17 protein-coding genes are annotated in these 19,823 nt (G+C 67.6%); 9 read left to right on the forward strand and 8 right to left on the reverse strand.

Features of this window, described 5'->3' with window-relative positions; translation table 11 throughout:
* Together C4N9_RS16250 and araD are read right to left on the reverse strand one after the other, a co-directional pair.
* Nucleotides 1-900: a dihydrodipicolinate synthase family protein gene (locus tag C4N9_RS16250; protein WP_109534400.1), complete on the reverse strand. Its 900-nt coding sequence runs from the start codon at nucleotides 898-900 to the stop codon at nucleotides 1-3.
* Nucleotides 900-2,642 carry an L-arabinonate dehydratase gene (gene araD / locus C4N9_RS16255; RefSeq protein ID WP_109534401.1) on the reverse strand — a complete coding sequence of 581 codons (1,743 nt, stop codon included), beginning with the start codon at nucleotides 2,640-2,642 and terminating at the stop codon, nucleotides 900-902. Before araD ends, C4N9_RS16250 begins: the two co-directional genes overlap by 1 nt.
* 221 nt (nucleotides 2,643-2,863) lie before the next feature.
* On the opposite strand from araD, the gene C4N9_RS16260 reads away from it, so the two are divergent.
* The gene (locus C4N9_RS16260) at nucleotides 2,864-3,898 is read left to right on the forward strand and encodes a LacI family DNA-binding transcriptional regulator (RefSeq protein ID WP_109534402.1); all 1,035 of its coding nucleotides are present in this window, start codon (nucleotides 2,864-2,866) and stop codon (nucleotides 3,896-3,898) included.
* A gap of 14 nt (nucleotides 3,899-3,912) precedes the next feature.
* On the forward strand, nucleotides 3,913-4,416 hold the full coding sequence (locus tag C4N9_RS16265; RefSeq protein ID WP_109534403.1) for a DUF3237 domain-containing protein: 504 nt from the start codon (nucleotides 3,913-3,915) through the stop codon (nucleotides 4,414-4,416).
* A gap of 205 nt (nucleotides 4,417-4,621) precedes the next feature.
* Here the strand turns inward: C4N9_RS16265 and C4N9_RS16270 are convergent, their stop codons facing one another.
* From C4N9_RS16270 to C4N9_RS16280, 3 genes are read right to left on the reverse strand one after another with little or no spacing between them, the layout of a single operon-like run.
* On the reverse strand, nucleotides 4,622-6,829 hold the full coding sequence (locus tag C4N9_RS16270) for a xanthine dehydrogenase family protein molybdopterin-binding subunit (protein ID WP_109534404.1): 2,208 nt from the start codon (nucleotides 6,827-6,829) through the stop codon (nucleotides 4,622-4,624).
* Nucleotides 6,826-7,797, reverse strand: coding sequence for an FAD binding domain-containing protein (locus tag C4N9_RS16275; RefSeq protein ID WP_109534405.1), 972 nt, complete (start codon nucleotides 7,795-7,797; stop codon nucleotides 6,826-6,828). The genes C4N9_RS16270 and C4N9_RS16275 overlap by 4 nt, the downstream gene beginning before the upstream one ends.
* Complete coding sequence (locus C4N9_RS16280; RefSeq protein ID WP_109534406.1) at nucleotides 7,794-8,318, reverse strand: 2Fe-2S iron-sulfur cluster-binding protein; 525 nt, start codon at nucleotides 8,316-8,318, stop codon at nucleotides 7,794-7,796. The genes C4N9_RS16275 and C4N9_RS16280 overlap by 4 nt, the downstream gene beginning before the upstream one ends.
* A 440-nt stretch (nucleotides 8,319-8,758) precedes the next feature.
* Between C4N9_RS16280 and C4N9_RS16285 the strand changes: the two genes are divergently transcribed.
* From C4N9_RS16285 to C4N9_RS16315, 7 genes are all read left to right on the forward strand, one after another.
* Nucleotides 8,759-9,466 carry a gluconate 2-dehydrogenase subunit 3 family protein gene (locus C4N9_RS16285; RefSeq protein WP_109534407.1) on the forward strand — a complete coding sequence of 236 codons (708 nt, stop codon included), beginning with the start codon at nucleotides 8,759-8,761 and terminating at the stop codon, nucleotides 9,464-9,466.
* Nucleotides 9,467-9,469: 3 nt separating this feature from the next.
* The gene (locus C4N9_RS16290) at nucleotides 9,470-11,239 is read left to right on the forward strand and encodes a GMC family oxidoreductase (RefSeq protein WP_109534408.1); all 1,770 of its coding nucleotides are present in this window, start codon (nucleotides 9,470-9,472) and stop codon (nucleotides 11,237-11,239) included.
* Between the two features lie 12 nt (nucleotides 11,240-11,251).
* A complete protein-coding gene (locus tag C4N9_RS16295; RefSeq protein ID WP_109534409.1) occupies nucleotides 11,252-12,553 on the forward strand; it encodes a c-type cytochrome in 1,302 nt (433 codons plus the stop codon).
* A gap of 140 nt (nucleotides 12,554-12,693) precedes the next feature.
* The gene (locus tag C4N9_RS16300) at nucleotides 12,694-13,704 is read left to right on the forward strand and encodes an ABC transporter substrate-binding protein (RefSeq protein WP_109534410.1); all 1,011 of its coding nucleotides are present in this window, start codon (nucleotides 12,694-12,696) and stop codon (nucleotides 13,702-13,704) included.
* Nucleotides 13,701-14,741, forward strand: a complete 1,041-nt coding sequence (locus C4N9_RS16305; RefSeq protein WP_109534411.1) for a FecCD family ABC transporter permease — start codon at nucleotides 13,701-13,703, stop codon at nucleotides 14,739-14,741. Before C4N9_RS16300 ends, C4N9_RS16305 begins: the two co-directional genes overlap by 4 nt.
* Nucleotides 14,738-15,502, forward strand: a complete 765-nt coding sequence (locus tag C4N9_RS16310; protein ID WP_109534412.1) for an ABC transporter ATP-binding protein — start codon at nucleotides 14,738-14,740, stop codon at nucleotides 15,500-15,502. Before C4N9_RS16305 ends, C4N9_RS16310 begins: the two co-directional genes overlap by 4 nt.
* Before the next feature lie 10 nt (nucleotides 15,503-15,512).
* Nucleotides 15,513-16,463, forward strand: a complete 951-nt coding sequence (locus C4N9_RS16315; RefSeq protein ID WP_109534413.1) for a DMT family transporter — start codon at nucleotides 15,513-15,515, stop codon at nucleotides 16,461-16,463.
* A 5-nt stretch (nucleotides 16,464-16,468) separates the two neighbouring features.
* Here the strand turns inward: C4N9_RS16315 and C4N9_RS16320 are convergent, their stop codons facing one another.
* Genes C4N9_RS16320 through C4N9_RS16330 form a run of 3 tightly spaced genes read right to left on the reverse strand, consistent with a single transcriptional unit; the run spans nucleotide 16,469 to nucleotide 19,814 of the window.
* Nucleotides 16,469-17,212, reverse strand: a complete 744-nt coding sequence (locus tag C4N9_RS16320; protein WP_109534414.1) for an enoyl-CoA hydratase/isomerase family protein — start codon at nucleotides 17,210-17,212, stop codon at nucleotides 16,469-16,471.
* Nucleotides 17,209-18,387: a MalY/PatB family protein gene (locus C4N9_RS16325; RefSeq protein WP_109534415.1), complete on the reverse strand. Its 1,179-nt coding sequence runs from the start codon at nucleotides 18,385-18,387 to the stop codon at nucleotides 17,209-17,211. Before C4N9_RS16325 ends, C4N9_RS16320 begins: the two co-directional genes overlap by 4 nt.
* Nucleotides 18,384-19,814, reverse strand: a complete 1,431-nt coding sequence (locus C4N9_RS16330; protein ID WP_109534416.1) for a CoA transferase — start codon at nucleotides 19,812-19,814, stop codon at nucleotides 18,384-18,386. Before C4N9_RS16330 ends, C4N9_RS16325 begins: the two co-directional genes overlap by 4 nt.
* Nucleotides 19,815-19,823: the final 9 nt, after the last annotated feature.

Consider the following 19,823-nt stretch of genomic DNA (forward strand, 5'->3'; position numbering starts at 1 on the left):
TCAGATCAGTCGGTTGTCTTTGAGAAACCCGGCCATGCGGGCGCTTTGGCCCTCGGTCAGCGGCCAGGCCGAAGGCGCGCGGGTCGGGCCGCAATCATAGCCCTGGGCGATCAGCGCGGATTTCACGCCGGTCACGTTGGTGCCGCCCATCTCCTCGGCGCGGATGTCCTCGAACACGCGCATCCCGGCGATCAGGGCGTTCGCCCTGGTATAGTCCCCGGCCTCCAACGCGGCATGGATCGCCAGCGAGCGTTCCGGCCAGACGTTGATCAGGCCCGAGGTGAAGCCCCGCGCGCCGACCGCGTAGAAGGACGGCGCCCAGACCTCGGCCAGGCCGCCGACCCAGACGATGGCGGGGTCGCAGGCGGCCTTGGCCTCGGCCAGCTTCATCGGGTTGGGGGTCGCCCATTTCACGCCCTTGACGGTCGGCAGGGCGCAGAGGGCGGCGATGTTCCCGGTACCGATGGCGTCGTTCCTCAGATACAGCATCATCGGCAGCCCGCCCGAGGCATCCGACACCGCGTTCAGGTAGTCGAGGATGCCGCGCGGGCTGACGAAGGGATCAGGCGGCTGGTGGATCATCAGCGCGGTCGCCCCGGCCTCGGCCGAAGCCTTGGCCAGCCGCTGCGCGTCGCGCAACCCACGGCCGACGCCGGCCAGAAGCGGCGCACGGCCGGCGACCATGCCGGCCACTTCCTGCACCATCGTCACGGCCTCATCGGTCGTCAGCGCGTAGAACTCGCCGGTATTGCCGTTGACGACGGGCATGTGCAGCCCGGCCCCCAGCGCGCGGTCGAGGATCGGCGCGAGACGGGCGGGCGCCACGTCGCCCTTGTCGTCGAACGGGGTGACGAGGATGCCGGAAATGCCGGTCAGCGTTTGGTCGAGGGTGAGGGTCATCAGTAGATATCCGGTTCACCGGCGGGTTTGCCGAAGTCGCGCTCGAGGAAGTCGAAGTCGCAGCCCTTGTCCGCCTGCGTGACGTGTTTGGAGAACATCCAGCCCCAGCCGCGTTCGAACCGGGGCTCGGGCGCGTGCCAGGCGGCGGCGCGGGCTTTCAGCTCGTCCTCGGGGACCAACATGTCGAGGCGACGGGCGTCCAGATCGAGGCGGATGATGTCACCGTTCTTCAACAGCGCCAGCGGGCCGCCGACATAGCTTTCCGGCGCGACGTGCAGAACGCAGGCGCCGTACGAGGTACCCGACATCCGGGCGTCCGAAATGCGCAGCATGTCGCGGTGGCCCTGCCTGATCAGCGCCTTGGGGATCGGCAACATCCCCCATTCCGGAAAGCCCGGCCCGCCCAGGGGACCGGCATTGCGCAGGACCATGACATGGTCCGGGGTGACCTCGGCATTCTCGTCATCGACGAATTTCTTCATCTCTGCGTAGCTGTCGAACACCAGCGCAGGACCTTCGTGCACATGGTATTTCGGATCGCAGGCGGCGGGTTTGATCACCGCGCCATCGGGGCAGAGATTGCCGCGCAGGACGGCGAGCGAGCCTTGTTTGTAGACCGGGTTCGACAGCGGGCGGATCACGTCGTCATTGAAGACCTTCGCGCCGTCGAGGTTCTCGCCCATTGACTTGCCGGTGACGGTGAGGACGGAAAGATCCAGCCGCTCCTTGATCTGCGCCATCAACGCGCGCAGGCCGCCGGCGTAGAAGAAATCCTCCATCAGGTAGTCCTTGCCCGACGGCCGGACATTGGCGATGAGCGGCGTGACCCGGCCCAGGGCGTCGAGATCATCGAGCGTCAGGTCCACGCCCGCGCGCCGCGCCATGGCGATCAGGTGGACGACGGCGTTGGTCGAACAGCCGGTGGCCATGGCGACGATGGCGGCATTCTTGACGGCCCCTTCGGTGATGATCCGGTCCGGCGTCAGGTCTTCCCAGACCATGTCGACGATGCGCCGACCGCAATCCGCCGCCATGCGCTGATGGCCGCTATCGACCGCCGGCACCGACGATGCGCCGGGCAGGGTCAGCCCCATCGCATCGGCAATTGCCGTCATGGTCGACGCCGTACCCATGGTCATGCAGACCCCTGCCGAACGGGCGATGCCGCCCTGCAGGCCCTGCCATTCCTCGGCCGAGATATTGCCCGCGCGCCGCTCGTCCCAATATTTCCACGCGTCCGAACCGGAGCCCAGCTTCTGACCCGCGTAATTTCCCCGCAGCATCGGGCCGGCGGGCAGGTAGATCATCGGCACGCCCGCGGTGATCGCGCCCATCACCAAACCCGGCGTGGTCTTGTCGCAGCCCCCCATCAGCACCACACCATCGAGCGGGTGCGAGCGGATCATCTCCTCGGTCTCCATGGCGAGCATGTTGCGATAGAGCATCGAGGTCGGCTTGGTGAAGCTTTCATCGACCGAGAGCGACGGCAGCTCGACCGGGAAGCCGCCTGCCGCAAGCACGCCGCGTTTCACATCCTGCGCGCGTTCGCGGAAATGCGCATGGCACGTGTTCAGCTCGGACCAGGTGTTGAGGATTCCGATCAGCGGTTTCCCCATGAAATCGGCCTCGGAATAGCCCAGCTGCATCATCCGCGAGCGATGGCCGAAGCTGCGCAGGTCATCGGGAGCGAACCACCGGGCAGAGCGCAGTTGCGCAGGCGATTTGCGGGGTCTTGGCGTCATGGGGTCCTCCTGAGTGACTCATATGTATGCGCATACATCAAGACCTGTCAACTGGGTGATCTACCGGTTTTATCCTCCGCAATATGCCGTCATTTCTTAAATAATCTTTACATACCGCCTATGTATACGAACTCATATTTGATCAAGAGAGACAGTAATGGTTTCGCATTCATCGCGAATCAGGATTGCCTTTGTCGCGTTTCGCCGGAAAGAATGGCACCATGAACCAGAGTGACGATCCCGCCCCGATACCCCGCAAGCGCAACCCGCGCGGCGTGACGATGGAGGCCGTGGGCCGTATGGCCGGGGTCAGCCAGGTGACCGTCTCTCGCGCGCTGTCCGATCCGTCGAAAGTGTCGCCCGAAACGATGGCCCGCATCCGCGAGGCAATCGCCGTTACAGGCTTCGTACCCAATGCGCTGGCGGGCGCCCTGGCGTCGCGCCGAAGCATGATGGTGTCCGCTCTCGTGCCCTCGATCACCAATATCGTCTACGCCACCATGCTCGCGCCGTTCAGTGACGAACTGAAAAGCCGGGGATACCAGATCCTGCTGTCGGAAACCGGCTTCGACCCGGAGGAAGAAGCCGCCACCGTGGAAGCGCATCTTTCCCGCCGGCCAGACGCGATGCTGCTGACCGGCGTTCATCATGCCGCGCGGACCCGGCGCATGTTGCTGGGCGCCGATCTCCCGGTGGTCGAGGTGTGGGATATCACCGAAACACCCATCGACCTGTGCGTCGGCTTCTCGCACGCGGCCTCGGGCCGGGCGGTGGCGGAGTTCGCCCACGGCGCGGGATATCGGCAGGCCGCCGGGATTTGCGCGGGCGACGAACGCGCGCAACGCCGCCTGTCCGCCTTCGCCGAACGCTTCGGCACGCTCAGCGGAACGGACGTCCCGGTGGCCCGAACCGAACGCGGCAACCTCGCGTCGGGACGGGCGCTGCTGACCCAACTGATCGACAAGCGCGGTTTCACGGGCGGGGTGGTCGCCTGCAGTTCGGATGTTCTGGCGCAGGGTGTGCTGATCGAGGCGGCGGCGCGTGGCCTGTCGGTGCCGCGCGACCTTGCCGTGGTCGGGTTCGGCGATCAGGAACTGGCCGATGCGGTCGAACCCGCCCTGACCACGGTTCGCGTCAACCGCGAGGCCTTGGGCCGCGCCGCGGCGCAAGCGCTTCTGACCCGGATCGACGGGGCAACGCCGTCCCGATCGGTCATCGACGTGGGCTTCACGCTGATCCGCCGGGCCTCGGCCTGACAAAAGGAAAGAGCATGCTGAGCGCAGCGCAGACAATCGAGATCCTGGCAGAGTTCCCGCCCTCGGCCCCGGGGGCGCATTTGCTGTGGGAAGCCGTCGTCGACATAGGCGAGCGCGAGGACCTGGGCGCGGGACCCTGCGGCGCGCGGGGCATCGTGCCCATTCTGGGCGGGCAGTTCCGCGGGGGCCCCGGCATGGGCGGGGATCAGGCCGATTTTCACGGCGTGGTCGAAGCTGGGGGCGCAGATCGCCAGTTGCTGCGTCCCGACGGTGCCAAGGAGCTCGACGCCCTCTACGAAATGCGGGTTGCGGACGGGGCCCTGCTGACGATCCGCAACCGGGTTATCATCGACGAAACGGTCGAGGGGCCGCGCTACGCGATGTCGCGCATCGAGGTGACCGCCCCGCAAGGCCGATGGGACTGGCTGAACCGCCGCCTGATCGTCGGCACGCTCCAGGGATTGCGACCGCGCCACGCGGCCGTCCTGATCCGGGGCTGGTTGCTGACCATCGGCTGAAGCTGGACAAGCCCGCTTTCGCCGCGCGTGTTGCTCTTCGCCGGAGCCGGCGGCCCCTCATCCGGATGACGGTGCAAGCCTCTTCGACGCGCGACGGCGCCGGCACCTCCGCAACCTGCAACCACGCTCGCCGGCTCAAGACGCTCAGCGGTCTCACGCGCTGCGAAGACGTCAGCAAGGTCCGGACTTCAGAGCAGGTTCAGCGTCAATCCGATCCCGCAGTGGCCGGGACAGGCCACCCGTCCAGCCCCGCCAGCACCTTGTCGGGCGTCGCGGGCCAGTCGCGGATCCGCACGCCGCAGGCGTGATGCACCGCGTTCAGCACCGCCGCGCCCGCACCGCAGATCGCCAGTTCTCCGATTCCCTTGGCCAACAGGGGGCCCGTCCAGGGGTCGTGTTCATCGACGAAATGCACATCCAGCGGCGGCACGTCGGCATTGACCGGAACGTGGTATTCCGCAAGGTCGCGATTGACCACATGGCCGTCACGGCGGTCGAAAACCAGCCCCTCGGTCAAGGCCATGCCGATCCCCCACGTCATGCCGCCATGACATTGCGACCGCGCGGTGCGCGGGTTCAGGATCCGGCCGGCGGCGAAACTGCCCAGCATCCGGCGCACCCGCACCTCGCCCGTCACGTCGTTGACCGCAGCCTCGGCGAAATGGGCGCCATAGGTGGCCTGCCGTACCTTCTGCGCGGCCTCGCCCTTCTGAACATGGCCGTGGCCCGTCAGCGTGTCGCCTTTCAGGATCTCCGTGATCGGCTGGCGGGTATTCGCAACCCGCGCTTCGCCGTCCTGCAAGGTCAGATCCGCTTCGTCGCAGCCCAGCCGCGTGGCCAGCTGCTGGCGCAGGTCCAGGGCGGCAAGCCATACCGCGCTGCCGGTCGAGGCAGCGCCGAACGACCCGCCCGAGCCCGAGCCCGGCGGCAGGTCGGTATCGCCCAGCCGCACCGTCACGCGCCCTTGGGGCAGGCCCAGCGCCTCGCCGGCGATCTGGGTCAGGATGGCATAGGTGCCGGTGCCGATATCGGTCATGTCCGTGTCGACCCGTGCGCCGTCCGATGTCAGCGTGATGCGCGCTTCGGCTTCGGTCAGCAGGTTCACCCGGAACGCCGCTGAGACGCCGGTGCCGATCCACCATTCGCCCTCGCGTCGTTGCCGGGGCGCGGGATCACGATCCTGCCAGCCGAAGCGTTCCGCCCCTTCGGTCAGCACCTGGGCCAGCTTGTGCGACGAAAACGGCTGGCCGGTCTCGGGGTGCGCGTCGGGGATGTTGCGCAAACGCAGCGCGATCGGGTCCAGATCCAGCGCCGAGGCCAGCTCGTCCATCGCGCATTCGAAGGCGGTGACGCCGATGGCCTCGCCCGGTGCGCGGACCGACCCGGCATTCGGACGCCGGACCCGGGCCACGCGGTTGCCGATCAGGCGGTTCTCGGCCGCATAGGCGAAATGGCTGGCCTGCGTCACCGGCTCGGAGAACCCTTCATCCGGCAGGTTCGAAACCAGTGCCTCGTGCCCAAGGCCGACCAGCCGCCCGTCTTCATCCGCCGCCAGCCGGATACGCTGACGCGATTCCGAGCGGCGGTTGACCAGTTCGAAGACCTGCCGGCGTTCCTGGACCACGCAGACCGGGCGCCCCAGCGTCTTGGCCGCCAGAGCCGCAGCCACGGCTTCGGGCGATACCCCCAGTTTCGAGCCGAAGCCACCCCCGACATAGGGCGACAGCACCCGGACCCGGGACGGGTCGATCCCCAGGCAATCCGCCAGCTCCTTGCGGTTGTGCTTGAGCATCTGCAGCGAGGTCCGAACCGTGACGCCATCGCCGTCCCACCATGCCACGGCCGCATGCGGTTCCATCGCGGCAGCGGCCATCGAGGGCGTGGTATAGGTCACGTCCAGCGCATGCGCGGCGCCGCGCATCGCCGCTTCAAGATCGCCGTGACTGTCGGGTTCGCCCTCGGTCTCCTGCTGGTCCGGGTCGACAGCGGGCGCGGGGCCATCCACCGCAACCACGGCCGCCCGCGCCGCATCGCGCGCCACCTCGAAGCTTTCGGCCACGATCAGCGCGACGGACTGGCCCGCGAAATCGGCCTCGTCCATTCCCTGCGCGGGCGCCTTGCCGGCCCCGCCCTGCGCGGTGCGCCGGATCATCGCCGGATCGCGCAGCACCGACAGAACCCCCGGCATCGCCGCCAGCCGTTCCTCGTTGCGCAGGTTCACCTTGCCCCATCGCGGCGCCCGGACGAGAGTGCCGAAAGCGCATCCCTCGGGCAGATCCTCGGCCGCATAGGGCGCCTGTCCCGTCACCTTGAGCGGGCCTTCGGGGCGGGCGATCTCGGTGCCGACAAGTCCCTGCTTCATATCGGGAATGCGGTCGGGGCTCTTGCCGTCCACTTTCAGCGTGATGGTCATTGTGTCGCCTCCTCAAGCACGGCTCGCAGCACGCGGCGCGCCAGGGGCAGTTTGAACGCCGTGCCCTCGCGCGGTTCGGCGCCACGCAGCAACAGCGTCGCCGCTTCGTCGAACAAGGCCGCCGAGGGACGCTCGGCCGTCAGCAGAGCGTCGACCTCGGGGTCGCGCCATGGCACCGTGCCCAGCCCGCCGAAGCCCAGCGCGGCGTGGGAAATGACCCCGCCCTCCAGCCGCAGCACCGCCGCGACCGAAACCAGCGCAAAAGCATAGGATGCGCGGTCCCGGACCTTTCGATAGACCTGCCGGTCGCCCCGCGGCGCCGGCAGACGCACCGCGGTGATCAGCTCGCCGGGGTCAAGCACCGTCTCCCGCTCGGGCGTGTCGCCGGGAAGCCTGTGAAAACCCTCCATCGGCTGCGCGCGGGTCCGGCCGTCGGTGCCCCGGATCTCGATCACGGCATCGAGGGCGCGCAGGGCGACGGGCATGTCGCCGGGGCTGAGCGCGAGACAATGCGCCGAGGTTCCCAGCACTGCGTGGTTGCGCAATTCCCCGCCCATCGCGGCGCATCCCGAGCCGGGATCGCGCTTGTTGCAAGGCGTATCGGGATCGTAGAAATACGGACAGCGCGTGCGCTGCAGCAGGTTGCCGCCGGTCGTGGCCTTGTTGCGCAACTGGCCACTCGCCCCGGCCAGCAGCGCACGCGACAGGACCGGCCAGCGCCGGCGGACGCGCGGATCGGCGGCCAGGTCGCTGTTGGTGACGGTGGCGCCGATGCGCAGCCCGTCGCCGTCATCCTCGATCCGGTCGAGCCCCAGACGCGAGATATCGACCAGCCGCTCGGGCGTCATCACCTGCAGTTTCATCAGGTCCAGAAGATTGGTGCCGCCGGCGATGAAGGCCGCGCCAGAGACGTAATCGGTCTGCGCATCCTGCAAGTCGCGGGCGCGGTGGTAATCGAAGGGCCTCATTCCGCAGCCTCCGTCGCGCCGGTGCCGGTCTTGGCGGCGTCACGGATCGCGGCGTTGATGCCGGGATAGCATGAGCAGCGGCACAGGTTGCCGCTCATCCGCTCGGCGATTTCCGCCTGGGTCAGGGTGAACGGCCCCTCAAGACCGTCGCTCGCGTGGCTGGGCCAGCCCTGCGCCAGCTCGTCCAGCATCCCGATGGCCGAACACAGCTGGCCCGGGGTGCAATAGCCGCACTGAAACCCGTCATGGTCGATGACGGCCTGCTGCAACCCGGCCCCGTCTGCCTCGTGCAACCCTTCGACCGTGGTGATCGCATCGCCGTCATGCATCACCGCGAGGCTCAGACAGGCATTGATCCGGCGCCCGTTGGCCAGCACGGTGCAGGCCCCGCATTGCCCGTGATCGCAGCCTTTCTTCGACCCCGTCAGCCTCAGATGATGCCGAAGCGCATCCAGAAGGGTGACGCGGGTGTCCAGATCCAGCGCGCGGGATACGCCGTTCACGTTCAGGGTGATCTGCATAGGGGCTCCTGTGGCGACATGGCGATGAAAGACATGGCGATGAAAGATGACAGTGTCCGCCCATGGGTGGCTGTCGGCGGCTCTGCAGGGCAACTGCTGCGGCGCGACAAGGTTCCCAGGACGTTTCCGGGCCGCGGCGCCATCAGCCGGTTTCCGCGTCGTGGTGCCCGAGAGTTCAGCTGTGAGTCCGCTCACCGCTCCGGTCAAATGTTATCAAAAACTAAGGAACATCTGCCCCGCCTGGCCGTTAACCCGATACAGCGTCAGGCATTTTTTCAGGGTTTGGCCTCGCAGGGAACCGATGAAATCATTTCATATCAGATCCTTACGACTTCCAGAACACTGCGCTCGCAGTCGCGGAGACCCCTGCCCCACAGCAGTTCCCGCTGATGCCTGCCGCTTGGAATCCAGCATTCTCGGCAGTCTGAGGGAGAAGCCAGATGTCATCAAAAACGCCCCAAACGACCCGGCGTGTATTTCTGGGCGGCACGGCCGGCGCCGCCGCGCTGGCCGGGTTCTCGTCCCTCGCGCAGTCGCCCGACACGCGGCCTGACGCGCAGGCGGTCCCGCTCGACGATTACTCGCCCGAGTTTCTCAGCGCCGCCGAATGGACCTTCCTCTTGGCCGCGACCGCGCGGATCATTCCGTCCGAAGGCGACGGCCCCGGTGCGCTGGAAACCGGCGTGCCGATTTTCATCGACCGGCAGCTCGCCGGGGAATTCGGCACGGCGGCGGATCTCTACATGGAGGGGCCGTTCGTCCCTGACGCGACGCCGCAACTGGGGATCCAGAGCCCGCTGACGCCCGCCGAGATTTACCGGCAAGGCATTCCGGCCTTCGACGACTGGTGCCAGCGGAACGCGGGCGCGGCGTTCCACGACCTCGATACCGACGCGCAGGATTCCGCGCTGCAGGCGCTGGCGGATGGCGACACCGACCTTGCCCCCGAACTGCGCGAATTCTGGTCGCTGCTCTTGCAGAATACGCGCGAGGGTTACTTCGCCGACCCGATGTATGGCGGCAATGCCGGGATGCAGTCGTGGATCTATATCGGCTATCCCGGCGCGCGCGCCAATTACCTTGAATGGATCGGGCGCGACGAGCCGTATCCGCTGGGTCCCGTCAACATCGCCGGCGAGAGGGCCTGAACCATGGCACGCACCGATCCGAAAAAAGAAGTCGTCATCGTCGGTCTGGGCTGGACCGGCTCGATCCTGGGCATCGAACTGGCGAAAGAGGGGCTGGATATCCTCGCGCTCGAACGCGGTCCCGACCGTTCGACCGTGCCGGACTTCCAGTATCCCAACGTCATCGACGAGCTGAAATACGGCATTCGTTACGGCTTCATGCAGAAGCCGCGCAATTCCACCATCACCGTGCGCCGCACGCTGGACGAAACCGCGCTGCCGATGCGCAAGCTGGGCTCGTTCCTGCCGGGCGATGGCGTGGGCGGCGCGGGGATCCACTGGAACGGCCAGACATGGCGCCCGATGGCCGAGGAATTCCGCCTTCGGTCCTATGTCGAGGAAAATTTCGGCGCAGACCTGATCGACGAGGAGATGACGATCCAGGACTGGGGTGTCAGTTACGAAGAGCTGGAGCCCTATTTCGACCGCTTCGAATACATGGCCGGCATCGCCGGGCAGGCGGGCAACATCAACGGCGAGATCCAGCCGGGCGGCAACCCGTTCGAAGCGCCGCGCAGCCGCGGCTACCCGATGCCGCCGATGCCCGAACAGACCGACATGCGCCTGTTCCGCGAGGCCGCTTCGGCGATGGGGTATCACCCGTTCCCGCGCCCGGCGGCGAACGCGACGCAAGCCTATACCAACGAATACGGAATGCAGCTGGGCCCCTGCAATTATTGCGGGTTCTGCGAACGCTATGGCTGCATCAACTATTCCAAGTCCTCGCCCCAGACCTGCATCCTGGACGCGCTCAAGCGGTACGAGAATTTCAGCTACCGGGTGAATTCCGAGGTTCTGCGCGTCAATCTGGCGGCCGACGGCCAGACCGCGACGGGCGTGACCTACTGGGACGAAGAGGCGCAAGAAGAAGTCACCCAGCCGGCGGACATGGTCATTCTGGCCGCCTATCAGCTGCACAATGTCCACCTGATGCTGCTGTCGGGGATCGGCGAGCCCTATAACCCGCAGACTGGCGAGGGCGTCACGGGCAAGAACTATTCCTACCAGATGAACGGCGGCACCACGCTGTTCTTCCGCGACCACAACTTCAATCCCTTCGCTGCGGCGGGCTCGTCGGGCGTCAGCATCGACGATTTCGCCATCAACCAGATCGATTTCGCGACTGAGGGCTTCATCGGCGGCAGCTACATCACCGCCGGGCTGTCCAACGGCCAGCCGATCCGCGGTATCTCGCTGCCTGAAGGCACGCCGGGCTGGGGCGCGGAATGGAAACAGGCCATCGGCGAGTGGTACGGACATTCGATGTCGATCGGCTCGCACGGGTCGAACATGGCCTATCGCGACTGCTATCTCGATCTCGATCCGACCTATACCGACCGTCATGGCCGCCCGCTGATGCGGATGACCTTCGACTGGAAAGCCAACGACATCCGGATGACGCAGTTCATGCGCCGGCAGATCGAGCCTATCGCCCAGTCGATGAATCCCGACAGCTGGCGCTCGAGCTACAAATCCGAGGGCGCGCGCTATGACATCCGTCCCTATCAGACCACCCACAATGTGGGCGGCGCGATCATGGGGACGGATCCCAACACCTCGGCCGTGAACCGCTATCTGCAGGCCTGGGGTCAGCACAATGTCTTCGTGCTGGGCGCCGGGGCCTTCCCGCAGAACATCCAGTACAACCCGACCGGCGCGGTCGGGGCGCTGGCCTATTGGGCGGCGGACGCGATCGTCAACGATTACCTGCCCGATCCGCGGCCGCTGGTCTGAGGAGGACGAACCATGCGCACCTTTCTGAAAGTCATCGGCGGTCTGGTCGTTCTCGGCATCATCGCGCTTCTGGCCATCATCTTTGTCCCGGTTCAGCGGACCCCGGCGCAGACCGCGCTGGCCGACGACTGGCAGCCCGAGGAAGGCCACGGCGAATACGCCATGCGGCTGAGCGACTGCATGGCCTGCCATACCGAGGAGGGCGGCGAGCCCTTTGCCGGGAATCGGGCCATCGAAAGCCCGCTGGGCACGATCTATTCCACCAACATCACGCCGGACGAAGAAACCGGCATCGGCGGCTGGAGCCTCGCGGACTTCCGCGCGGCGCTTTATGACGGGGTGCGCCCGGACGGGACGCACCTGTACCCCGCCATGCCCTACGAGAACTTTCGTCACATCACCGAAGAAGACGTGCGGGCGATGTACGATTACTTCATGAACGAGGTCGAACCCGTCAACCAGCAGGTCGAGGAAACCGCGCTCAGCTTCCCGTTCGATCAGCGCTGGGGCCTGCGGCTGTGGAAATGGGTGGCGCTGGACGATCCCGGCTTCGTCCCGGAATACGACGACCCGGTGCTGGCGCGCGGTGAATATATCGTCGAGGGCCCGGGTCACTGCTCGGCCTGCCACTCGCCGCGCAACACCGTCATGGCGCAGGCCGGGCTTCAGGCGGGCGATCCCGAATTCCTGGCCGGGGGCGAAATCGCCGGCTGGACGGCCCCGCCCCTGCGCGGCCCGCAAAGCGCGGTGCGCGGATGGAGCGAGGAAGACATCGCGATGATCCTTGGCACCGGGCGCAATGCCCATGCCGCGCTCAACGGCGAGATGCAGCTGGTGGCCCGCGATTCGTCGCAATACTTCACCGACGAGGATCTGGGCGCGGTCGCGGCCTTTCTCGTCGGCCTGAACGACGACGTGGAACCCGTCGCCGAGGACCCGGGCGAAACCGAAACCGAGCGCCTGCTCGCTTCGGCCTCGCCCGATATGGGGCTTGGCGCGCGGCTTTACATCGACAATTGCAACGCCTGCCATTTCGTCGACGGGCGCGGCGCGGACGAGGTCTTCCCGGAACTGGCGGGGAACTCGCTGGTGACGGCGGAAAGCCCGCGCGGCCTGCTGACGATGATCCTCGGCGGCTCGCAATTGCCGTCGACGGCCTTGCGTCCCTACCGGCTGCAGATGCCGGGCTTCGGCCAAAGGCTCGATGACGAGGAAGTCGCGGCGCTGGCCAGCTTCCTGCGCAGTGGCTGGGGCAACAGCGCGGCGGCGGTCGATGCGGCCACCGTGGCGGACACCAGGGCGTCGCTGGAATAAGCCTGCGAAAAAAAAGCGGCGGACCGCCCGTTCCGGCGGTCCGCGGGCTTCGCCCAGACATTCCCGACAAAATTACTCTTGTAATCGGTCGTCCGGCATCTTTAGAAGGCGGCACCTTCGATGACTGCACGGGTGCCCCTATGTCAAAGACGTCTTTCGCCGCTCTCGCCGGTCTTGTGGCCGCCGGGCTCGCCACCAGCCTGCACGCCGAACCGACGGCCTATCCCCTCACGATCGAGAATTGCGGCGTCAGCATCACGTTCGATGCCGCGCCGCAAAATGCCGTGGCGCTGGGACAGAACAGCGCCGAGATCATGCTGATGCTGGGGCTCGAGGACCGGATGGGCGCCACCGCCTTCTGGCCGAACGCCGTGCTTCCGGAACTGGCCGAGGCCAATGCGCAGGTCGAAACGCTGACCGTCGAATTCCCGACGCTGGAATCGGTGCTGTCGGTCCAGCCCGACATGGTCGCCGCGATGCTGGTCACGCTGCTGGGCCCTGACAGCCGCGTCGCCAAGCGCGAGGATTTTCACGCGCTCGGCATCCCCACCTACCTGTCGCCCAGCGCCTGCAGCACGACCGAGAACCCGAACGACATCTACGGCAATCGCGCCGAGCTCTGGAACATGGAACTGGTCTACCAGGAAATCTCGGAACTGGCGCGGATCTTCGATGTCGCGGATCGCGGGAACGCGCTGATCGCGGATTTCCGCGAGCGCGAAGCCGCCCTGCGCGCGGAATTCGCGCCGCGCGACGATCTGACTTTCCTGTTCTGGTTTTCGAGCCCCTCGCCCTCTGACGATGCCTATCTGGCCGGTGGCAACGGGACCTCGGCCTTCATCGCCGACATTCTGGGCGGCACCAACGCGCTTCAGACCGAATCCGAATGGCCGACGCTGGGCTGGGAAGGCATCATGGCGTCGGATCCGACGGTGATCGTCGTCGCGCAGGTCGACCGCAACCGCTGGGAGCTGGATACCGCCGAGGCAAAGACCGAGTTCCTGACATCCGATCCGACCGTGTCGCAGATGCGGGCCGTGCAAGAGGGCCGGATCGCCGTGATGGCCGGCGCCGCGATGAATCCCAGCATCCGCACGATCTACGGGGCCGAGGAACTGGCCGAACAACTGCGCCGCTACGACCTGCCGTGAAACGCGCGGCGCGTCGTCACCGGGAGGGCGGCCTTGCCCTCGTGTATTTCGGGGCCTGTCTGGTGATCCTTGTCTTCGCGGTGGCGCTGGCGACCGCGATCGGGGATTACCACATTCCGCTGCGCACGGTCTTTCTGGCCGTGTGGAACGGGATCGGCCTCGGCACGGCCGAAATCTCGCGGATCGAGTTCAGCATCGTGTGGGATCTGCGGCTCAGCCGCGCGCTGGTCGCGGCGCTTGCCGGGGCCGGGCTGGCCTTGTGCGGCGCGATCCTGCAGGCGCTCTTGCGCAACCCGCTGGCCGAACCCTTCGTTCTGGGCGTGTCGGCCGGGGCCTCGACCGGGGCGGTGGCGGTGATCATTCTGGGCATCGGCGGCGGCGGGCTGTCGCTGTCGGTGGGCGCGTTCGGCGGGGCTTTCGCGGCTTTCGCGCTGGTCGCGCTTCTGTCGAACGGGGCCACCAGCGGCCCCAACCACACGATCCTTGCCGGTGTCGCCGCCGCGCAGCTCTTCAACGCGCTGACCTCGTACATCGTCACCACGTCCGGGAATGCCCAGCAGGCCCGCGACGTGATGTTCTGGCTTCTGGGCAGCTTCGGGGGCGTGCGCTGGCCGGATTTCTTCCTTCTTCTCGCGGTCACCGCTCTGGGCTTGGCGATCTGCCTGTGGATGGCGCGCTCGCTCGACGCCTTCACCTTCGGGGATGAGGATGCCGCCGCACTCGGCGTGCCGGTGGGTCGCATCCGGCTGATCCTGTTCGGCGTCACCGCGATGATCACCGCAGCCATCGTCAGCATGGTGGGCGCGATCGGTTTCGTCGGGCTGGTCGTGCCGCACGCCGCCCGCTACATCGTGGGCCCCCTCCACCTGAAACTCCTGCCCGCCTGCGCCATCACCGGCGCCATCTTCATGGTGCTGGCCGATATCGTCTCGCGCATTCTTGTGTCGCAACAGACGATCCCCATCGGCGTTGTCACCGCGCTGGTGGGGGTGCCTTTCTTCGCCGTCATCCTGTATCGCGCAAGGCCCCAGACATGAGCGTCGTCGCAACCGATCTCGAATGGGGCGTGCGCCGCCGGGTGGTCCTGTCGGGCGTTTCGCTGAGCGTCGCGCCGGGCGAAACGCTGGGTCTGATCGGGCCGAACGGATCGGGCAAATCCTCGCTCCTGCGGCTTCTGGCCGGGCTGAAGCGTCCGGCCTCGGGCCGGGTCCAGATCCACGGGCAGGACATTTCCCGCGTGCCGCGCCGGATGCTGGCGCGGCAGGTCGCCTTCGTCCAGCAGAGCGCCGCTACCGACACCAATGTCTCGGTGCGCGATGTCGTCCGGCTGGGCCGCACACCGCACCGCTCGGCGCTGGGTGGCTGGACCAATGCCGACGAAGACATCGTCGCCAGCGCGCTCGAACGGGTCAACATGACGGGCCACGCCAACCAGCCTTGGCAGACCCTTTCGGGCGGCGAGCGTCAGCGGGTGCATATCGCCCGCGCGCTGGCGCAGGCACCCCGCATCATGTTCCTGGACGAGCCGACCAACCATCTGGACATCCATCACCAGATCGAGATCCTGCGCATGGTGCGCGCGCTCGATCTGACCAGCATCATCGCGCTGCATGACATGAACCTTGCGACCATGTTCTGCGACCGGATCGCGGTGATGAAGGATGGCAGGCTGGTCATGCTCGGCACCCCGCGCGAGGTTGTCACCGCGCAACTTTTGCGCGATGTGTTCCGGGTCGAGGCCGAGGTCAGCGACGATCCCCGCCCGCATATCCGCTTCACCGGGGCGCCCGGCGCCTGAGTACACCGACATGACCACCCCCGCCGCGATCCCGGTTCCGCCTGCTCCGTTCATCCCGCGCGAACCCGTCGGCATCCTGTTGCGCATCGGCTCGACGCTGGCCTTCGCGGCGATGGTGGTCTGCGTCAAGGCGCTGGGATCCGAGGTCGCGCTGGGACAGGTCGTGTTCTTCCGCTCGGCGCTGGCGCTGATCCCGCTGATCTGCTTTCTTTGGTGGAGCGGGGATTTGTGGCGCGGCCTGTCGACGACCCGCCCGCTGGGCCATATCGTCCGCTGCCTCGCCGGCGCCACGGCAATGTTCACCTCGTTCGCGACGCTGCGTCTGCTGCCGCTGGCCGAGGCGAACATGCTGTCCTACCTCTCGCCGGTGATCCTGGCGCTGATGGGCTGGGCCTTCCTGCACGAAGGCCTGGGTCCGCGCCGGATCGCCGCGGTTCTTCTGGGTCTGGCGGGCGGCGCCGCGCTGGTCGTGCCCGCCTTTTCGGGCACCCTGCCCGAGGGCGCCGGGCTGGGGCTGGTCACGGGCCTGACGACCGCGCTGCTCACCGCGATTGCGCTGTTGCAGGTCCGCAGGCTGACGCAGGCGGGCGAAAAAGCGGGCGCCATCGCGTTCTGGTTCGCCGTCGTCTCGGCGCTGTGCGGGCTGGCGACGGCATTCTTCGGCTGGGTCTGGCCCACGCCCGGCCAATGGGCGCTGCTGATCGGCGCGGGACTGGCGGGCGGCGTGGCGCATATCCTGATGACGCTGTCCTTCCGCCATGCCGAGGCCGCCGCCCTTGCCCCGTTCGAATATCTCTCGGTGCTGTGGTCGGTGCTGCTGGGTCTTGCGCTTTTCGCCGAGGTCCCGGGCTGGAACTTCGTCATCGCCTGCCCGTTGATCATCGCCAGCGCCGTGGTCGCCAGCGCGGCGATCCGGCGCTGGCCGCGCCGACGCCCGGCACCGTCCCGACCGGGCGCGTAGGGTCGTCAGGACCGCGTGAAATCCGGGCGCCGCTTCTCGCGGAAGGCACGCAACCCTTCTTGCGCATCGGGACCGAGCATCATCGCCTCTTCGCGCCGCCTCACGGCATAATGCGCCTGCACGGGTGACTCGCCCAGCACGTCCAGCGTCAGCCGCTTCAGGGCGCCGACCACATCGGGTGAATTGGCGGCAAGCGCGCGCGCCATGTCGATCCCGGCGGCGCGCTGCGTCCCCGGCGGCACGATGTCGTTGACGAAGCCAACATCAAAGGCCCGCCGCGCCGTGACCGGACGACCCAGCAGCAGTAGCTCCATCGCCATGCGCAGCGGCAGCCGGGTGGCCGCGGCGCTGACCGCCGCCATCGAGAAGCCCAGCTTCGCCTCGGGGAAGTGGAACTCGGTATCCTCGGACGCGACGCACAGGTCACACATCGCCGTCAGCATGAAGCCAAGCCCGATCACCTTGCCGCCCAGCGCCGCGACAATCGGCTTGTCCGTGTGAAAGCCGATCTCGGGCAGGGCGCGCCATGCCTCGGATGGCGGGTCGTAAAGATCCGCCCCCGCGCAGAAGAGGTCCGGCGCGGTCGAGGTCAGCACCGCCACGCGGGCCGGCCCGGTGGCAAAGCGCTGAAAGGCCGCGTCCAGCTCGGCAGCCATCGCCTTGTTTATCGCGTTGCGCTTCTCCGGGCGGTCCAGCGCGATGACGGCCACGCCGTCCTCGTCGTCGTAGCGGATCAGGGGGGCGGTCATGAACTCTCCGTCAGGGCCCGTGTCAAGCGGGCGCAGAGGTCGTCGAACAGGGCGGGGGTCGTGGCAAAGTTGAACCGCACGAAGCCGTCCCAGCCCGGCCCGAAGGCCGCGCCGTCATTGACCCCCAGCTTCGCGCGCTCAAGCAGGAACCGCGCCGGACCGCCGGGCAGACCGGCATCCCGCGCATCGAGCCACAGGAAATACGTCGACTCGGGCAGGTGGCAACGCAGCCGCGGATCGGCGGCGCGCAACGTGTCGGTCAGCCGGTGGCGCTGCGTATCGAGCCGGTGCATGAGCGCGGCCAGCCAGTCGTCGCATTCCTCCCAGGCGGCGAGCGTGGCCTCCATCGCGCCGGTGCTGGGCAGACCCAGCAGGCATTCGGGCACGCGTGCGCGAAACCGCTCCAGCAGCGCGGGCGCGCCGAAATGAATCATGCCGCAGCGCAGGCCGGGCGTGTTGAAGCTCTTGGTCGCGGAATAGAGCGTGACGATCCGCTCTGCCGCTTCGGGGAACATCTGCGCAAGCGGCTGATGGCGGGCCGGGGCGAAGACCAGATCGGCGTGGATCTCGTCCGAGACGATGACCATGTCCCGGGCCTCGGCCAGCCGCATATAGGGGGCCAGTTCGTCGCGGGAGAAAACGCGGCCCGTGGGGTTATGGGGCTGGCACAGCAGCAGGATCCGCGGGCTGAGGCCGCGCCGCGCGAGGCTGGCCCCGGGGTCAGGATCGGCACGAAAGCCGGTCGGGGTGTCCAGAAGCGGCACATCATGCAGCACCCGGCGCCCCTGATCGAGCGCGATCAGAAAGGCGGGGTAGCAGGGCGTCTGGATCAGCACGCCGTCGCCGGGATCGCTGAACGCGGCAAGACAGGCCGAGATCGCCTGCAGCAGATCGACGCACAGCACGTTGCCCGCCGGATCCGCCCGCCAGCCGAAGACACGCGCCATCCGGCGGGTGAAGCTGTCCGAGACATCGGCCATCAGGCCCACCGGGCCGCGCATCGGGTAGCCCGTGCGCTCGTCCGCCAGCAGCGAGGCAAGGCGCGCGCGGATCGGGGGCGCGAGGTGATAATCCATCTCGGCGATGCCCATGCCCAGAACGTCGGGGGCGAAGGTGCTCCATTTCGCGTTGCGCTTGCGGTGCAGCGCGTCGAGCGCCATGGGTTCGAGGCTCATACGCGGCCGCCCCGGTCGAGCCAGCGCGCATCGTGGCGTCCCGGCGGACAGGGCGGCAGCGCCCAGTCGCCCGGCGTGGCCGAGAATTGCGCGAAGGGCGCGAGGTGACGCAACAGGCCGAAGGGGCTGTCGCGCTCGACCGACGGCGGCAGGCCCTGTTCGGTGGGAAAGGGTGCGCCGGGCTGACGGCCGGGGCCATCAAGGGTTTGCGACCACATGGTCACGCGTGCAAGCGAGACGTGGACGCGGTAGCTGCCGCCTTCGCGGGCACGGCGGATCAGCGCGGCGATGGTGCCGGCAGCCCCCAGATAGGCGGCGAGGTAATCGGCCAGAAGCCCGGTCGGCACATAGCGCGGCTTGCCGCCCTGCCCTTCGTCCAGCGCCACGCCTGTGACCGATTGCGCAAGCTGCTCGAACCCCTTGCGCCCGGCCCAGGGGCCGGTGCGGCCCCAGCTGTCAACGCTGACATGGATCAGCCCGGGATGCCCTTCGGGCAGCGCGGCGGCGAGATCTTCGGCGCCAAGACCGAATTCCGCCATCGCGCCGGGGCGCCACGATTGCACGAAGACATCGCCCTTGAGCGCCAGATCGCGCATCCGTTGCAGATCGCCTTTGCGATGGAAATCCAGATAGGCCGCCCGCTTTCCCCAGCCGGTTTCCAAGAGGAAAGCCTGCGGATCGGCATGGGCGGGCGCGCTGATGCGCAGGCAATCGACGCCCTGTTCGGCCAGCGTGCGGGTCAGGATGGGGCCCGCGATCACATGGGTGAAATCGAGCACCCGCAGGTCCGAAAGCGGGCGCGCGCCCTTGCTCAGCGGCTGCGGCGTTCCCTCGGCGATCTTCTCGACGGTGACCAGCGGGGCGGCGGCCAGCGCCTTGCCCTGCGGATGCGCCTCCCATTCGGCGCGGCTGCGCACCATGGCCCCGGCCAGATTGGCCGCGGCAAAGGCCTCTTCCCAGTCAAGCGCGTCGCGGGTGCCCACGGCGCGGGCGATGGCCTCCGGGTTGTTGGCGCAATCCAGCAGCGCCAGCGCGCCGTCGCGCAGGCCGGGATAGGTGCCCATCGGGTGGAACCAGCGCCCGTCCTTCGCCTGATAGAAATCGCTAAGCGGCGCGGCGGCGCCCGAGGCCATGGTCATGTCCTGCCCGTAGCACGACTGGAACAGCCCGCAGCACAGCGCGTAGATCGCGACGTTGCGGTCAAGGCTGACGGATTGCACGGGTCCGCCCCGAAGCGCCCCCAGTTCCGCCGCCGCGACCGCCTGCGCCAGAACCGCCGTCCGCGCGGCAAGGCCCAGCGCCAGATCGGTGTCCAGCGGCGGCTCGTCGCCGTGATGGGCGGCGCGGGTGCGCAGATCGGCCAGCGGCAGGCCAAGCGGGTCCAGCACGTCCGCAAGCGCGGCGCGTTCGGGGGGACTCAGGGTCATGTCGGGGCC

Origin of the sequence: Pararhodobacter marinus, from assembly GCF_003122215.1 — a bacterium.
In the GTDB taxonomy this organism is placed as follows: domain Bacteria; phylum Pseudomonadota; class Alphaproteobacteria; order Rhodobacterales; family Rhodobacteraceae; genus Pararhodobacter; species Pararhodobacter marinus.